The organism is Niallia sp. FSL W8-0635 (assembly GCF_038007965.1).
Lineage (GTDB): Bacteria > Bacillota > Bacilli > Bacillales > Cytobacillaceae > Niallia.
The window spans coordinates 3,369,343-3,386,269 of sequence record NZ_JBBOYD010000001.1 but is presented as its reverse complement, the minus strand read 5'-3'; the positions used below and the strand labels follow the sequence as shown (position 1 = coordinate 3,386,269).

At 34.9% G+C, this 16,927-nt stretch carries 14 protein-coding genes and 1 other annotated feature; of the genes, 11 read left to right on the top strand and 3 right to left on the bottom strand.

The window, feature by feature from the left end:
* Positions 1 to 27 precede the first annotated feature (27 nt).
* From NYE52_RS16255 to NYE52_RS16240, 4 genes are all read left to right on the top strand, one after another.
* The gene (locus NYE52_RS16255) at positions 28 to 1,194 is read left to right on the top strand and encodes an amidase (protein WP_341194022.1); all 1,167 of its coding nucleotides are present in this window, start codon (positions 28 to 30) and stop codon (positions 1,192 to 1,194) included.
* Between the two features lie 122 nt (positions 1,195 to 1,316).
* Positions 1,317 to 1,546, top strand: a binding site (T-box leader).
* A 53-nt stretch (positions 1,547 to 1,599) separates the two neighbouring features.
* On the top strand, positions 1,600 to 4,020 hold the full coding sequence (gene leuS / locus NYE52_RS16250) for a leucine--tRNA ligase (protein WP_341194021.1): 2,421 nt from the start codon (positions 1,600 to 1,602) through the stop codon (positions 4,018 to 4,020).
* Between the two features lie 138 nt (positions 4,021 to 4,158).
* Positions 4,159 to 4,464 carry a rhodanese-like domain-containing protein gene (locus NYE52_RS16245; RefSeq protein WP_341194020.1) on the top strand — a complete coding sequence of 102 codons (306 nt, stop codon included), beginning with the start codon at positions 4,159 to 4,161 and terminating at the stop codon, positions 4,462 to 4,464.
* A 186-nt stretch (positions 4,465 to 4,650) separates the two neighbouring features.
* Positions 4,651 to 4,833, top strand: coding sequence for a sporulation protein Cse60 (locus NYE52_RS16240; protein WP_341194019.1), 183 nt, complete (start codon positions 4,651 to 4,653; stop codon positions 4,831 to 4,833).
* 233 nt (positions 4,834 to 5,066) lie between these two features.
* Here NYE52_RS16240 and NYE52_RS16235 read toward each other — a convergent pair whose 3' ends face one another.
* Entirely contained in the window at positions 5,067 to 6,335 is a 1,269-nt protein-coding gene (locus tag NYE52_RS16235) for a BaiN/RdsA family NAD(P)/FAD-dependent oxidoreductase (RefSeq protein ID WP_341194018.1), read from the bottom strand.
* 235 nt (positions 6,336 to 6,570) lie between these two features.
* Here NYE52_RS16235 and NYE52_RS16230 point away from each other — a divergent pair, with 235 nt between their 5' ends.
* Together NYE52_RS16230 and NYE52_RS16225 are read left to right on the top strand one after the other, a co-directional pair.
* Positions 6,571 to 8,196: a putative polysaccharide biosynthesis protein gene (locus NYE52_RS16230; protein ID WP_341194017.1), complete on the top strand. Its 1,626-nt coding sequence runs from the start codon at positions 6,571 to 6,573 to the stop codon at positions 8,194 to 8,196.
* Between the two features lie 127 nt (positions 8,197 to 8,323).
* Positions 8,324 to 9,046 carry a pseudouridine synthase gene (locus NYE52_RS16225; protein WP_341194016.1) on the top strand — a complete coding sequence of 241 codons (723 nt, stop codon included), beginning with the start codon at positions 8,324 to 8,326 and terminating at the stop codon, positions 9,044 to 9,046.
* 134 nt (positions 9,047 to 9,180) lie between these two features.
* Here the strand turns inward: NYE52_RS16225 and NYE52_RS16220 are convergent, their stop codons facing one another.
* Together NYE52_RS16220 and NYE52_RS16215 are read right to left on the bottom strand one after the other, a co-directional pair.
* On the bottom strand, positions 9,181 to 9,402 hold the full coding sequence (locus tag NYE52_RS16220) for a DeoR family transcriptional regulator (protein ID WP_016202849.1): 222 nt from the start codon (positions 9,400 to 9,402) through the stop codon (positions 9,181 to 9,183).
* A gap of 398 nt (positions 9,403 to 9,800) precedes the next feature.
* On the bottom strand, positions 9,801 to 10,250 hold the full coding sequence (locus tag NYE52_RS16215; RefSeq protein WP_341194015.1) for an NUDIX hydrolase: 450 nt from the start codon (positions 10,248 to 10,250) through the stop codon (positions 9,801 to 9,803).
* A 180-nt stretch (positions 10,251 to 10,430) separates the two neighbouring features.
* On the opposite strand from NYE52_RS16215, the gene pepV reads away from it, so the two are divergent.
* The 5 genes from pepV to pulA all read left to right on the top strand — a co-directional run bounded on the left by pepV (position 10,431) and on the right by pulA (position 16,747).
* A complete protein-coding gene (gene pepV, locus NYE52_RS16210) occupies positions 10,431 to 11,849 on the top strand; it encodes a dipeptidase PepV (RefSeq protein ID WP_341194014.1) in 1,419 nt (472 codons plus the stop codon).
* A 24-nt stretch (positions 11,850 to 11,873) separates the two neighbouring features.
* Entirely contained in the window at positions 11,874 to 12,734 is an 861-nt protein-coding gene (gene dat / locus NYE52_RS16205) for a D-amino-acid transaminase (protein ID WP_341194013.1), read from the top strand.
* A gap of 236 nt (positions 12,735 to 12,970) precedes the next feature.
* Entirely contained in the window at positions 12,971 to 13,534 is a 564-nt protein-coding gene (gene thpR / locus NYE52_RS16200; RefSeq protein ID WP_341194012.1) for an RNA 2',3'-cyclic phosphodiesterase, read from the top strand.
* Between the two features lie 35 nt (positions 13,535 to 13,569).
* Positions 13,570 to 14,541 (top strand): nuclease-related domain-containing protein, encoded by a 972-nt coding sequence (locus NYE52_RS16195; protein ID WP_341194011.1) that lies wholly within the window; start codon positions 13,570 to 13,572, stop codon positions 14,539 to 14,541.
* A gap of 58 nt (positions 14,542 to 14,599) precedes the next feature.
* Positions 14,600 to 16,747: a type I pullulanase gene (pulA, locus tag NYE52_RS16190; protein WP_341194010.1), complete on the top strand. Its 2,148-nt coding sequence runs from the start codon at positions 14,600 to 14,602 to the stop codon at positions 16,745 to 16,747.
* Positions 16,748 to 16,927: the final 180 nt, after the last annotated feature.

Genomic DNA, 16,927 nt, shown 5'->3' with positions numbered 1-16,927 from the left:
TATATGAGTGGGGAGGAGTTTATCGAGATGCGTGATTTTGGTGCATATATAGATGAAAATATTTCATTAGAACCAAGAACAAATGGGAATTTAGATGGGCTGAAGTTTGCTGTAAAGGATGTATTTGCTATTAAAGATTATGTTTCTTCTGCAGGAAATCCAGATTGGCTCCAAAGCCATGAGCCCGCAAAAGAAACAGCACCTGCAATTACCAATTTACTGAATAACGGTGCTACCTTAAAGGGAACGACGATCACAGATGAATTAATGTATAGTTTAAATGGAGAAAATTATCATTATGGCACTCCTATTAATCCTAAGGATGCTAATCGTATACCGGGAGGCTCTTCTTGTGGTTCAGCTGTGACAGTAGCGGCTAAATTAACTGATTTCTCCCTTGGTACAGATACAGGAGGATCGGTAAGAATTCCCTCTTCTTATTGCGGAATATATGGAATTCGCCCCACTCATGGAGCAGTTAATATAGATGGAGTAATTCCCCTTGCGAAAAGCTTTGATACGGTTGGATGGATGGCGCAGGATGCTGAAATCTTATATGAAGTTGGAAAAGTCCTTCTTCCTGTCCAAGAGGAGGGGATTTTTACTCGGTTTATCCTCGGTAGTGATGCTTGGTTATTAGCGGATCAGGAAGTTCAAAACGCCTTTAGTCCATTTTTGAAAAAAATAGAAAGTTCTGTACCAAACTATTCCACCACAATTATTGCAGAAGAGGGGCTCCAAGAGTGGGCAGAGGCTTTCAGGCAATTACAAGGAAGAGAAATTTGGCAAGAACATGGAGAATGGATTCAAAAGGTCAATCCTTCTTTTGGTCCAGGAATAGCAGAGAGATTTCAATGGGCTAGTACTTTAAAGGACTACGATTTACCACAATATCAGCAAAAACGACGTATAATTCAGCAAAGAATGGAAAAACTGCTTGGAGACGACGGAATTTTAATTATTCCTACGGCGCCTGGAAAAGCTCCACTTTTGAATCTTCCTGTGGAAGAATTAGAAATAAAAAGAAGTCAAACTTTTCAGCTATGTTGTATTGCTGGTTTATCAGGCTTTCCTCAAGTGAATCTCCCATTAGCAATCCTAGATGGCGCGCCAATTGGTCTTTCTTTTATTGCTGGCCGAAATCAGGATCGAAAGTTATTGCGATTGGTTGCTGAATGGGCAAAGAAATGGTGAGAATGGAACATTAGTTGGGTGGAGTCATATAATAAAAGAAAGAAGATATCCATCATTACTAGCTTAATCTGAAAACTACTTGCAACATGAATCAAAATACAATACAATTAAGACCATATAAGTGAACAACACGGATAAGGAATAGTAAAGATGCCCTTTTGAAATGAAGAGAGCTGACGGGTGGTGCAAGTCAGTCAAAAACATCTTGAACTCGCCTTTGAGTTGCAAGTGTGAACTTTTTAGTAGTGCTTGCCGTACACCTGCGTTAAAGGATAATGAAGCGAGTGATTTATTCACTAATTGTGGGTGGTACCGCGGGAGATTATTATACATAATGCCTCTCGTCCCTGTTTGGGATGAGAGGCTTTTTATTTTGGAGAAAACAACTTTATAGGAGGATTTAAGATGAGCTTTAATCATCAGAAAATAGAACAGAAATGGCAAAAGTTTTGGGAAGAAAACAAAACTTTTAAAACAAGTGAAGAAAAAAGCAAGAAAAAGTTTTATGCATTAGATATGTTCCCATATCCATCTGGAGCGGGACTTCATGTTGGACATCCAGAAGGATATACAGCAACAGATATCCTTTCCCGTATGAAGAGAATGCAAGATTTTAATGTGCTTCATCCGATGGGATGGGATGCATTCGGTTTGCCGGCAGAACAATATGCATTAGATACTGGTAACCATCCAGCAGAATTTACACAGAAAAACATTGATACATTTCGTCGCCAAATTAAATCTTTAGGTTTTTCTTATGATTGGGATCGTGAAATTAATACAACAGATCCAGAATATTATAAGTGGACACAATGGATTTTTCTAAAGCTATATGAAATGGGTTTAGCTTATGTGGATGAAGTGGCAGTTAACTGGTGCCCAGCATTGGGGACAGTGCTAGCAAATGAGGAAGTTATTGATGGAAAAAGTGAACGTGGGGGACATCCTGTTGAAAGACGTCCAATGCGCCAATGGGTATTGAAAATTACAGCATATGCTGATCGTTTATTAGAGGATTTAGATGAAGTAGATTGGCCAGATAGTATTAAAGAAATGCAACGAAATTGGATTGGCCGTTCAGAGGGAGCAGAAGTTACCTTCCAAATTGATAATCATGAAGAAACCTTTACTGTATTTACAACAAGACCTGATACATTATTTGGTGCTACTTATGCTGTGCTTGCTCCTGAGCATGCGCTTGTAGAAAAAATAACAACTTCAGCGCAAAAAGAGGCAGTAGAAGCTTACTTAGAAAAAGTTAAAAGTAAGAGTGATTTAGAAAGAACAGATCTAGCAAAAGAGAAAACAGGTGTATTTACTGGTGCTTATGCTATTAATCCAGCAAATGGAGAAAAGATGCCAATCTGGATTGCTGATTACGTTCTTGTAAGCTATGGAACAGGAAGCATTATGGCTGTGCCTGCACATGATGAAAGAGATTATGAGTTTGCGAAAACATTTGATTTGCCAATTAAAGAAGTAGTTGCAGGTGGCAATGTAGAAGAAGAAGCCTATACTGGTGATGGTGAGCATGTAAACTCTGATTTCTTAAATGGTTTAAATAAAGAGGAAGCTATTACACAGATGCTTGGCTGGTTAGAAGAGCAAGAAATTGGTACGAAAAAAATAACATATAGACTACGTGATTGGTTATTTAGTCGTCAACGTTACTGGGGCGAGCCAATTCCAATTATTCATTGGGAAGACGGCACTATGACAGGAGTTCCAGAAGAGGAATTACCATTGACTCTACCAGAAACATCGGAAATTAAGCCATCTGGTACAGGGGAGTCTCCGTTAGCAAATATTTCAGACTGGGTAAATGTGGTAGACCCTGTAACTGGTAAAAAAGGTCGACGTGAAACCAATACTATGCCACAATGGGCTGGAAGCAGCTGGTATTATTTACGTTATATCGATCCAAAAAATAACGAGCAAATTGCTGATCCAGAAAAAATCAAAGAATGGCTTCCTGTTGATATGTACATTGGCGGAGTAGAACACGCTGTATTGCATTTACTATATGCGCGCTTCTGGCATAAAGTACTTTATGATTTAGGCGTTGTTCCTACGAAAGAGCCTTTCCAAAAGTTATATAACCAAGGAATGATCCTAGGTGAAAATAATGAGAAAATGAGTAAATCAAAAGGAAATGTCGTAAATCCTGATGAGATTGTAGCTAGCCATGGAGCAGATACGCTTCGTTTATATGAAATGTTCATGGGGCCATTAGATGCAGCTATCGCTTGGTCAACAAATGGTCTTGATGGATCTAGAAGATTCCTTGATCGTATTTGGAGATTGCTAGTAGATGATAATGGTGAGCTTTCTTCTAAGGTTCAAGGAATAGAAGAAATGAAGGGGTTAGATAAAATTTATCATCAAACTGTTAAAAAAGTAACAGAGGATTTTGAAGCCCTTCGTTTTAATACAGCTATTTCGCAAATGATGGTATTTATCAATGAATGCTATAAAGCGGATAGTATTCCGAAGAAATATGTAGAAGGTTTTGTAAAATTACTTTCTCCAATTTGCCCGCATATGACAGAAGAACTATGGCAAATCATTACTGGATCTAACCAATCTATTGCATATGAAGCATGGCCAGCATATGATGAAGCAAAATTGGTAGACGATGAAGTGGAGATTGTTATTCAGATTAATGGAAAAGTAAAAGCAAAGCTAATGGTTCCAGCAGATGCAAATAAAGATGCATTGGAGCAAATTGCGATGGAAGACAGTCAAGTCAAAGAACAAATTGACGGGAAGCAGGTACGTAAAGTAATTGCTGTTCCAGGTAAATTAGTTAATATTGTTGCAAATTAAAGGGAAGAGGCTGGTCTATTTGACTAGCCTCCTCTTTACTAATGGGCAGACGAATTGCATATTCTAGTAAATTACTCTATATTACAATGAGATAATATTATACACACAGTATAAAAAGGTGTTAATGGAGGGATTAGAATGGATTTAATAAAAACCATTTCAACGGAAGAATTAGAAGAAAAGTTAAATAACAAGGTAACTCTAGAATTAGTAGATGTTCGTGAAGACGAAGAAGTAGCAGAAGGAATGATTCCTGGCGCTAAACATATTCCGATGAATAGCATCCCAGAAAATCTTGAGTACTTCTCGAAGGATAAAGAATACATCGTTATTTGCCGCTCAGGAAGACGAAGCGAAAATGTATGTTACTTCCTACAAGACCAAGGTTTCAAAGTTGTAAACATGGAAGGCGGCATGCTAGATTGGCATGGTAAAACAGTTTAAAAGCTGGCAGTTAATATAAGCTAGAAAAAGCTCAAAGAAGGAAGGCGTTTTATTTTCCTTATCTTTGAGCTTTTTACATGGAGGGATTTAAAAAGAAATGTAAAATTTATTATATTAAATTGATTGAATAGTAAGAATTTTGTCTATCCTTTAAATAAACCTACTAAATAATGGGGAGAGGAAAAAATGATTAAAGTAAAACTATTTGATCAAGAGCATGAGAAAGATCTCGAATTACAAATGAATAAATTTTTACAGAAAATAGATGAGAAAAAATTGATAGATATTAAATATAATGTGGCAGCTATGCAAGAGGATGAAGAGGATCAAATCTATTGCTTTTCCTCGATGATTATCTATAAATCATAAAAGATAAGTGAAGGTGGCTGGGACATAACTAAATAGATAATCTTTAAAAAAGAATAATCGCTAATTTAGCTCTTAGCTGAAGATTATTTTCATATACTGGTTATTTATAGGTTTAAATGTAGTCATGTGTAAAAACGAATTATTAAAGAGCCAAACAATCAAATTCACATGTGAATTTGATTGTTTGGCTCTATCTTTGGCTGGAATATCTTATGTCTCACACTCTTTTTTTGTTAAACGCCTTTTGCAACTAGAGCTGCATTTACACCCGCCAGTCTACCTGTTACAAAGGCAGAAGTAATATTATATCCTCCAGTGTATCCATGAATATCTAATATTTCACCACAGAAGAATAATCCTTCCGTTAATTTTGATTCCATCGTTTTAGGAACAATCTCCTTAATGGAAACACCACCACCTGTTACAAACGCCTTTTCTAACGGTAATGTTCCATTTACATCAAAGGTAAATGCTTTACATAAACTAACAAACAGTCTCATTTTCTCTTGGGAAACAGTTGCACATGTAGCAGCTGGATCAATATTAGCCAGCTCTAATAAAAATAGTAAATATCGTTCAATTAACAGACCCTTTAACGTATTTTTTATCGCTTTTTTTGGTTCGTTTTTAAGTAATGTCATTGTGTCTTGAAATAGCTTTTCTTCTTTTATATCAGGGAAAGAGTCAATGGAAACCTTCACTTCATCTAAATTCCATTTTTTCTTTGCTTTTACAACAAATTGACTGCATCGTAATACAGCGGGACCACTTATTCCAAAGTGGGTAAAAATCATATCCATCTGGTGGGTAATAATTGGCTTTCCTTTTGGATTAAGAACACTTAATCCTACATTTCTTAATGAAACCCCTTGTAAGTCTTTATTTTGAATAAATGCTTCCTTGGAGGTAACTGGTACTTCCGTTGGAAATAAGTCGGTTATAGTATGGCCTGCTTTTTTTGCCCATGCATAGCCATCACCTGTAGAACCAGTATGTGGAACCGACTTTCCTCCTACTGCAATGATAAGCGATTTGCATGTTTTGGTTTCCCCGTTTTCTAAAATCACTGTCTTTGTAAGATTTTCATGATAATGAACTGTCTTAACAGGGGAGTTTGTTTGAATAGTTACACCTAATCTATCTAGCTCACTCAATAAGGCATCCACAACCGATTGAGCTTTATTGGAAACTGGGAACATTCTTCCATGGTCCTCTTCCTTTAATGCGATTCCAAGGTTTTCGAAGAATGCGATAATATCTTCATTATTAAATTCAGAAAAACCACTATAGAGAAAACGACCATTTCCTGGAATGTGTTTAATAATCTCCTCGATTGGCAGCCTATTTGTAACATTACAACGGCCGCCCCCTGAAATAGCTAGCTTTCTCCCAAGTTTATTCCCTTTATCAATTAGTAATACACTTGCTTTTCGTTCGGCTGCCCCTATCGCAGCCATTAATCCTGATGGTCCTCCGCCAATCACGATTACATCATATTGCATAATTCATCCTACTTTCTATTAAAAACATACCATTTTCTTTTTCCTAAATAAAGCTACTAGCTAATTACCTCTTTTTTTAAAGTAGCGTTTCTATTTCAGAAAGGGTAAACTACTAATAGTGTGTAAAGAATTGTTCATATTTACTTTTAATCGTATATATTTTATTGCCTATTTTCGTGGTAAAATACATATTTATGTAACGTTTTAAGAGAGCTTCGTTTAAGGAAGGGATTATATGTCATCAAAATTGCTTAAAGGCACATTTATTTTAACACTTGGGACGATTATATCCAAAGCGTTAGGTTTGTTTTACGTTATACCATTTAATATGATTGTTGGAAAACAAGGAACCGTGTTATATCAATATTCTTATGTAGCTTATACTATTGTAATAAGTATTGCAACAGCTGGTATTCCATTAGCTGTGAGCAAATTTATCTCGAAATATAATGCAATGGGAGAATATAAGGTAGGGAGAAGGCTATTTAAGTCAGGTTTAATGATTATGCTAGTAAGTGGAATTCTCTCCTTCATAGCTTTATATGCAGCTGCTCCTTTTTTAGCGGGACTAATTATAAGCGATGAGGATTTAACTTCAACCGTAGGTCAAGTAACAACTGTTATTCGTGCAGTTAGCTTTGCATTGATTGTCGTTCCATTTATGAGTTTAATCAGAGGATTTTTTCAGGGGCATGATGCAATGGTTCCTTCTGCCGTTTCTCAAGTAATAGAGCAAATTGTACGGATTGTTTTCTTGCTTGGTGGATCAGCAATTGTTCTATTTGTATTAAGAGGAAAGTTGATAACAGCTGTCAGTATTTCCGTTTTTGCTGCATTTGTAGGAGCAATTGGCGGATTAGCAGTGCTTTTATTGTATTGGAAAAAAAGCAAAGAAGAGTATGATAACCTTTTATTATATGATAGAGGCACGCAAACAGATATTCGTTTACGTTCTATGTATAAAGAAATTCTTTTGTCTGCTGCTCCATTTGTTTTTGTGGGAGTTGCTAATCCTTTATTTCAATTAGTTGATACCGTTACCTTTAACCATGCAATGAGTAGTATTGGACTGGGTTCTATTTCTGAAACAGCCTTAAATATATTTAATTACCAAACACATAAAATTATCATTATCCCAGTCTCACTGGCAACAGGCTTTTCAATGGCTTTAATTCCAATGATTACAAGAGCTTTTATAAAAGAAGACCATTCAGATTTAACAACAAATTTGAATCAAACATTCCAAGTATTATTGTTTATTACGTTACCTGCATGTATTGGGCTGTCTGTACTAGCTGAACCTGTTTATCGGTTATTTTATGGGACAGAAGATCTTATAATGGGCGCAGAAGTATTAAAATTGTATGCACCTGTTGCTATTCTATTTTCCCTATATCCAGTAACAGCTTCCATTTTACAAGGATTAAATGAACAACGTTTTACCATTTTAAGTTTATTGGTTGGTATTTTAATTAAGCTAAGTTTAAATACGCCCTTTATCGAAAGATGGGAAACAAACGGTGCTATACTTGCAACTATATTAGGATACACTGTGTCTATCTTGATTAATTTAGGAGTAATAAAAGCATACGCACAATATTCATTTAAGATCGTTATTCGCAGAGGCATTCTTATTATTGGATTTTCGGTTATTATGTATATCGTCGCAACGATTGTATATCAATTACTCCAATTATTCTTATCAACAGAATCCGTTATAGCTTCCCTTTTAATGGTAGTGATTGTAGCAGCTTTCGGAATTCTAGTATACGTTTATCTAGCATTCCGATCCAAATTAATCTATCGCATATTTGGAGAACAAGCAGTTAGAATAAAACAAAAGCTTAAACTTCCTTTCTAATCAGTACATATTAAGAATGGCTGATACAGAGATAGAGGAAAGCTAATTTTTAATCAAAGGGAAATTTATAAAAGAATAACCAATTAGCATTGAAAAACAAGAATTTATAGATAGAGGTTGAGTTTACATGCGAATTGACAAAATGCTCGCAAATTTGGGCTATGGGAGCAGAAAAGAAGTGAAAATGCTCCTGAAAAACAAGGCAGTAAAAGTGAATGATGAAGTTATCAAAGATGCAAAATATCAAGTGGATCCAGAAAAAGATGAAATATCCTTATATAACGAAATAATTGAATATAAGGAGTATATTTATTTAATGATGAATAAACCACCTGGGATTATTTCAGCAACAGAGGATACGAGGGAAGAAACGGTAGTAGATATTCTGCAAATTGAAGACTCTGTATATAATCCATTTCCTGTAGGCAGGTTAGATAAGGATACGGAAGGGTTACTGCTTCTAACGAATGATGGGAAATTAGCACATCGACTACTGTCACCGAAAAAACATGTACCAAAAACTTATTTTGCTGTTATAAGAGGAGAAGTAAGAGAAGAAGATATTGTGGCTTTTAAAAAAGGTGTTGTTTTAGACGATGGTTATCTTACAAAGCCAGGGAATCTCGTTATTTTAAAATCTGGAGAAACCTCCGATATCGAGCTAACCATTTCAGAAGGTAAATTTCATCAAGTGAAAAGAATGTTTGAAAGTGTAGGGAAAAAAGTTATTTATTTAAAACGACTTTCTATGGGACCGTTAAAACTCGATGAAACACTAGAGTTGGGAGAATATCGTGAGTTAACGGAAGAGGAAATAGAACAGTTGATAAATTATCAAGTAAATGATTGATTAGTTAATTGTGTGAAAATAAAATACAGCAAAAACCTCACTGAGACTGTCGGCAAAAGTAGTAGCTTTTGCTAAAAGATCATAGTGAGGTTTGCTTTATTATACAAAATAAAATCTCGGTTGTTTCATTCGTTTTAGGATGTCATTTTCACTTTTTTTCTAGTTGTTGTCCATTTCCCACGACTTGGGCTTTGCACCAAGTCATTATAAGCTAACACATTCAAATCTCTTTGAATCGTTCGCGGAGTAATACCAAATTCCTCCACTAGCTCTTGTGTTGTGACAGTTCCACGCTTACTAATAAACATGTAGACGGATTTGATACGGTTTAACATCCGGTTAGTTGAAGGTTTCAATAAACCACTCCCTATCCTTTTTTCAAACCTTTGGCAAATTCCAGCGACCGACAGCTTATTTGAAGAACAGTTTCTTCAAGCGTATGTAATTTTCTTTTCCACAGACAACCCCTTTTCAAATGGCTAAATAGTGACAATTTAATAGAATGAAATTCTATATAAATATTGTACCCCTATTTACTAATATATTCTACATTATTTGCGTTAATTTACAAAATATTTGCTTATTTTTGTCTATATTTACCACCCCCTGTAGGGTTTCCTTACATTCATCATATGGGATTTACAATTATGATATGAATAAAAATGCAAAAAGTTTGTAAATAATTTTATTTCCCTAATTTTTTGTGTGGTAAACATAATTTTTATATAAAAGGGTTGTTCCTTTAACTCTCCTTTTACATTCTTTTAAAATCCTCTACCATTCTGCGGTGGCTACCAACCATTTTTTCTGGAAGTTCATGTAATGGAAAAAATCGAAGGCTGAATGCTTCCTCTTGGTCATTCTTGAGCGTTCCTTCATATTTAGCTGTGTAATAAGCGGTTGTTACTGTGTAAAAAGGATCTCCGTTTGCAGCGATTGCAAAATAGTCTTTTCCAGAATAAACGGACAATAATTGAAGATTTGTTGCTTGAAGTCCTGTTTCTTCGAATACCTCTCGTTTTGCTGTTTCCTCGGTGCTTTCTCCTAATTCCATTAGTCCACCTGGTAATCCCCAAACATTTTTTGGATGTTTTCTTTCTTGTAATAGAATATTATTTTCCTTATCTAAAAGAATTACTACTGAGCCAACAAGAATGATAGGCATTTTGCCAACTAGCTTTCTTATATCTTCAACATACCCCATTTAAATACATTCCTTCCATATTCTAGATAAAAATATAGTATAGCTTTGATTTCAATAAAATGTATACTATACTTAATGATAATTTAGTGAAATAAGGATTTAAAGGTTTTATTTTTCATATAAAGCGTTTTATGATATGTTTTTCGTATAATATATTTAGAAGCTTTCAAGGAGGAAACCATGAGTTCAATTGATTGGTTAAATGAAGTACATAATCGTAAAGATAGCTTACTTAAGGATTTACAAGGACTTTTGCAAATTAAAAGTGTGTTAGACGAAGAAAATGCAACAGATGATGCACCATTTGGTCAAGGTGTTAAAGAGGCGTTAACCTATATGTTAACCCTAGGAGAAAAAGATGGTTTTGTTAGTAAGAATGTGCAAAATGTTGCTGGGCATTTACTTTTTGGGGAAGGCGCAGAAAGTTTAGGTATTCTCTGTCATGTGGATGTTGTTCCAGAGGGAGATGGATGGACAAGTGATCCATATAAGGCAGAAATTCGCGATGGAAAGATATTTGCAAGAGGGGCATTAGATGATAAAGGTCCGACTATGGCTGCCTATTACGCAATGAAAATTGTGAAAGAATTGCATCTCCCTTTAACCAAAGAGGTAAGGATGATTATTGGGACAGATGAAGAGAGTGACTGGAGATGTGTGGATACTTATTTCCAACAAGAAAGTATGCCTACTCTTGGATTTGCTCCAGACGCAGATTTTCCGATTATTTTTGCAGAAAAAGGGATTGCTGATTTTGATATTGTTCAGAAGTTTTCAAAAACAGTAAGTGATACAGGAGAGGTGAAAATTCTTAGCTTCGCGTCAGGCAGAAGGTATAATATGGTTCCGGATTTTGCCCGAGCGGTATTGGAAGTGAAAGAAGGAGAACAAACTGAAGTTATTCAGCGATATCAGAATTATTTAAAACTAGAGAATGTACCTGGACGCTACTTGGTTGATAATGGAGATTTAGTATTAGAATTAGAGGGCGTATCAGCACATGGATTGGAGCCTAATAATGGCGTGAATGCAGGTCTAAAACTTGTGAATTTCCTTGTTGAATTAGAAACGGATGAAAAGGCTGCTCATTATTTTCAATTTGTTCGAAACTTCTTTGTGAATGATTCCAGAGGGAAAAAACTTGGTATTGACTATGAGGATGAGATGACAGGGGAACTTACTTTAAATGCTGGTATTTTGGAATATCATTTCGACCAAGGTGGGAAAATTGGGCAAACCGTACGTTACCCTGTTACAAATGATATGGATAAATCTAAAGAAAAGTTAACGAAATTATTAACAGAACATGATTTTAGCTTGGAGAATTTCACAGATTCCAAACCACATTACGTGGAAAAAGATTCTGAATTAATTCAAATATTGAGCAGGGTCTATGAAGAGCAAACAGGAAACAAAGCAAAACTAATATCAATAGGTGGAGGAACATATGCTAGGTCGCTAGAAAAAGGGGTGGCGTTTGGGCCTCTATTTCCTGGTAGAGAAGACATTGCTCATAAAAAAGACGAATATATGTATCTTGAGGATTTAATGAAAGCTACTGCTATTTACGCACAAGCAATATATGAATTAGCTAAATAAAGATATATTAAAGGAGAAGAGAAAATGAGTACGGTGTTAATGAATGGGGAGTTTATACCAAGAGAAGAAGCAAAAGTAGATATAGAAGATAGAGGATATCAGTTTGGCGATGGAATTTACGAAGTAATCCGCGTGTACAATGGTAAAATGTTTATGGCGAAAGAACATCTTGAGCGACTATCTGCAAGTAGCGAGAAAATAGGCATAGCTATTTCTTATTCCATCTCTGAGTTAACGAGTTTATTAGAAGAGTTAATTGCAAAGAATTCATTAAGCACCGGTATCCTTTATATGCAATTCACAAGAGGAATAAGTCCGAGAAACCATGGTTTTCCAAAAGAGGATGTTACACCGACTTTTGTGGCTTATACAAAAATAATGCAGAGACCAACAGACAATTTAGAAAATGGTGTGTCTGTCATTACAGTCGAAGATATTCGCTGGTCTAGATGTGATATTAAAAGTTTAAATTTACTTGGAAATGTAATGGCAAAACAAAAGGCAGCAGAGGCTGGCTGTTATGAGAGTATTCAGTATAGAGAGTTATCTGTAACAGAAGGTAGTTCCTCAAATATTTGGATTGTTAATGGGGAAAAGATACAAACACATGAAGCGAATCAATTCATATTAAATGGTATTACAAGACAAAAAATTATTCAATTATGTAAAGAAAATGGGATAGAAGTAGAAGAAAAAGAATTTTCTATTGAAGATTTAATTGATGCCGATGAAGTATTTTTATCCAGCACAACTTCTGAAGTAACGCCGATAACTTCTGTAAATAATGTCCCTGTAAAAGAAGGGAAAGTAGGAGAAGTAACAAAAAAATTACAAGGTATGTTTGTTGATGCAATCATTGATGAGTGTGGACAGATAACTAATTAATTTTTTGGAAGAGAAAATAAAAAAGGGGTTGTTTCAAACTGGTTATGATTATTAGCTAGGAATGAAACAGCTCTTTTCCTTTTTCAAAAGGAGGTAGTCTATAGTAATCATAAAGATTTTCTAAAACATAGGTATTGGTACGGTTAAAATTAATTCGATAGGTTATATAATAGAAATACAGTTAAGATTAAGCCGATCTTCGATATGGCAATAATAATGATAAAAGGAAAAGGTGTATGAATACAAAGCCCCATTATTTTATTGGTGTTAAGCCAGATAATCATGTTATTAGCAAAATAGAAAATAGCAGGAAAGAGTTACAGCAAAGGTTTTCCTTTAAAAAATGGATACATCCTTTAGATTACCATATTACTCTTGCATTTTTAGGGAGTGCTTCAGATGAAAAAAGGGAAAAGCTGCAACATCTGTTAGACGAATCGTTTTTAGCTAGTGAGGATTTTAAGCTACATATTGATCATTTAGGTGTTTTTGGTCATCAAGAGAGCCCAAGAATTTTTTGGGCAGGGGTGGAAGAGGAGAAAAAACTATTCGATCTCAGAAATCAAGTTTATCATATTTGTAGTCAGGCTGATTTTCAATTAGAAACGAGGCCATTTCATCCACATCTAACCTTAGCAAGAAAATGGGATGCTCCTAGTATATTTTCGGAGCATTTACTCAAAGAATTCCTTTTTCCGGAGGATTTGGTTTTTAATGTTGATGGTATCCATCTATTTCAGACCCATATGGAAAAAACACCTAAATATGAAATAATAAAAAGCTATTACTTTAATGATTAAGACATTAGAAACATTGTAATTTAGGGGGAAAAAGCTTGGCGCAATTAATAAAATTGCAAGATTATGTTTCACGATATGAACAAAACATTGTCTTGTATCCATCACGATTTGTTCGTTTAAAGAAACAAAAGTGGCTAGGATTAAAAAAAGCATTTGAAACAAAGGATAGAAGTCTCTTTTACACGGAGAATGCAATAGAAGAAGATTGGATAATGGATAAACCATCTTTGTTTGAACGAGTTAAGAACACCATTTTGCAAAGAAACAAGTTTGAAGAAGCGGAATTGGAAGATGTAAGTGAAAAGGTTGTACTGACGGAAGAAGATGATTTGAGTTTTGAATATGATGCGAAACAATACAGCCATCCTCGAACTGTAGATGAATTAAAACAGCAATTCCTTAATCAATTATTTGAATTTCAGTTGAAATGGGCTAGTTCAACGCTGACGGAAATGTCAAAAGTGAAAAAAACACTGTATTATGATGATTTATTAAAATACTATTTACAAAGATTTCCGGATACTTTCTTAGTTCTTTATCAACCGTTGTTTCAACTGAAAAATGCACCCGTTGAATTAGATACCATTATGATTACTCCTACAGATGTCTGGTGTATCCATGTGTTAGAAGCAGAGAACTCAGCAGTCTTTGTTGGTTCAAATGAAAAATTTTGGACTAAAAAAAAGGGAGATAAGGAGAAGAAGATACTTAGTCCTGTCCTATCTATAAATAGAACTGAAAAAATTGTGAAGAGTATTTTAGATAAATATGATATTACATTACCTATTCAAAAAGTAATACTTACTCGAAATGGATATGTTGATTTTCCATCAGCGCCGTTTGATCTGAAAATAATAGAAAAAAGAAACTATGAGGAATGGTTTCAAAAAATGCGAAGTCATCATTCGCCAATTAAGGCTATTCAATTAAAAGCAGCTGAAAGCTTATTGCATTATGGTTTGACGAACTCCAAAAGAAGGTATGAATGGGATACAGAGGAATCATAAGAAATAATGGGGAAGATTAGAATAGATACAATTTCATGGGAAAAGGGAGTTGAGGGATTTGCTATCGATTAGAAGAAGTTTCTTTGCGTATTTAGATGAAATGTCATTAATAACTGTTCTACTTCCCTATTCGTATTTTCAAGGGGAATCTTCAGGATTTATACTCAAGGGAGATATACATCCTATTAATCTTGTGATTGAGTCGAAAGAAAAAATGCAGCATTTTGTTAAGTACAAATGCCGTTTAAATGAACGCATTCAAGTCGGTCACAAATATGAGGTGGAAGATGGAAATAAGGGAGTGACAGATCTGCAAATTGGTGCAGTTATTAGAACTCCTTCATTTGACGAGGAATTCTATTATGATGGCCCACTAGGCGTAAATTATTCACCCGAAAGAAGCATATTTTATCTTTGGGCACCGACTGCTCAACAAGTTAAATTAGTGCTTCAAAATCCAGATCCGACTCTCGAGGAACGGCGAATTGTTGAAATGGAAAGAATGGAAAAGGGGGTTTGGAAAACAACCTTTCCAGAAGATGTAGAAGGCTATTACTACAGCTATTTAGTTCTTTTTAACCTAGAATGGAAAGAAGCGATTGATCCATACGCTGTTGCTGTTTCTGTTAATGGAGAAACAGGAGTAATTGTTGATTTAAATAAGACGAAAAGACAGAAACCAGTCTTACCAGTGCTAGAGCATGCTGTAGACAGTGTGATCTATGAAGCACATATTAGGGATTTAACGATTCATCCTGATAGCGGAATTCAACAAAAGGGAAAATATTTAGGTGTGACGGAACTAAATACAAAAACGAAAAGAAATGAGTTATCGGGTCTTTCTTATATAAAAGATTTAGGCGTTACGCATATTGAGTTTCTTCCTGTTCATGATTTTGAGGAAATTGATGAATTAGAGGTACTGAAAAAATATAATTGGGGATATAATCCTTCCCATTATAATGTACCAGAGGGGAGTTACTCGACAGACCCCATTGATCCTTATGTAAGAATTAATGAACTAAAAGAAATGATTCATGCTGTTCAAGAGCAAGGCATCCGTGTCATATTAGATGTCGTATATAACCATGTGTATAAAAAAGAGGATTCATCCTTCGAGAAAATTGTTCCAGGTTATTTCTTCCGATATGACAAATATGGGATGCCGTCAAATGGAACGGGAGTAGGGAATGACATAGCCTCAGAAAGATCGATGGTTAGACGATTTATTGTTGATTCCGTTCGCTTTTGGATAGAAGAATATCAAATCGATGGAATGCGGTTTGATTTAATGGGAATTCTAGATTGCCAAACGATGAATGAAATTCGTGCCATATGTGACAATGTCGATAAGAGTATCATAATTATTGGGGAAGGGTGGGATTTAGCTACACCTTTAAACCAAGAAAATAAGGCGATTATAGCTAATCAGCAGCTTCTTCCAGGTATTGGTCAATTTAATGACCAATTTAGAGATAAATTAAAAGGAAGTACCTTTCAGATATATGACCGAGGATATGCACTAGGAAATAAGCAATATAAAGATGATATCCCTGAATTGTTAGCAGGGAGTATTGGTGCCTATAAGGAAAATGGTATGTTTCTTGAACCTGGTCAATCTGTTAATTATGTGGAATCTCATGATAATCATACGTTATGGGATAAGATTGAAATATGTTTTACAAATGAGTCAGAAGAGCTAAAGGTAAATAAACATCGACTAGCGACTTCTCTTGTCCTGCTGAGTCAAGGAATTCCTTTCTTACATTCAGGTCAAGAATTTTTTCGAACCAAATATGGTGTGGAAAATAGTTATCAATCTCCAGATGAAATTAACCAGTTAGATTGGGATAGGAAAGACCAATTTATAAGCAATGTTCAATATATAAAAGGATTGATTTCATTAAGAAGAAAGAACAAGGCCTTCCGATTACAATCAGTGGAAGAAATTCAAAAGCACCTAACAATCAATCAGCAATCGAATGATGTTATTCAATATATTTTACATGATTTAAAAGGACTTGGAGAATGGGAAACAATTATTGTATTTATAAATGTTAATGATTCTGCTGAAGAAGGATTTTGTAAGGAAGATAATTGGAGTATATTGTTGGAAGATGATGAGGTTTATCAGAACAATTATCCGTCTATTCAAGGAGATCGGCTAACCATTAAGCCAAGTAGTATTACAATCATTGCGAAGTAGGATGTATTTGAATTGTATTGAAAATTTTTCCTGAATATTATAAATTCAGCAATGAATTGCCCTAATGATGATATTTTAAAAAAATTTATTAGGAAATCATTATTTTAACTTGAGATTCACTTGACTAAAAAATGAAATAAGAGATAATATTTAAATGAGAAACTTTCTATAAGAAATATG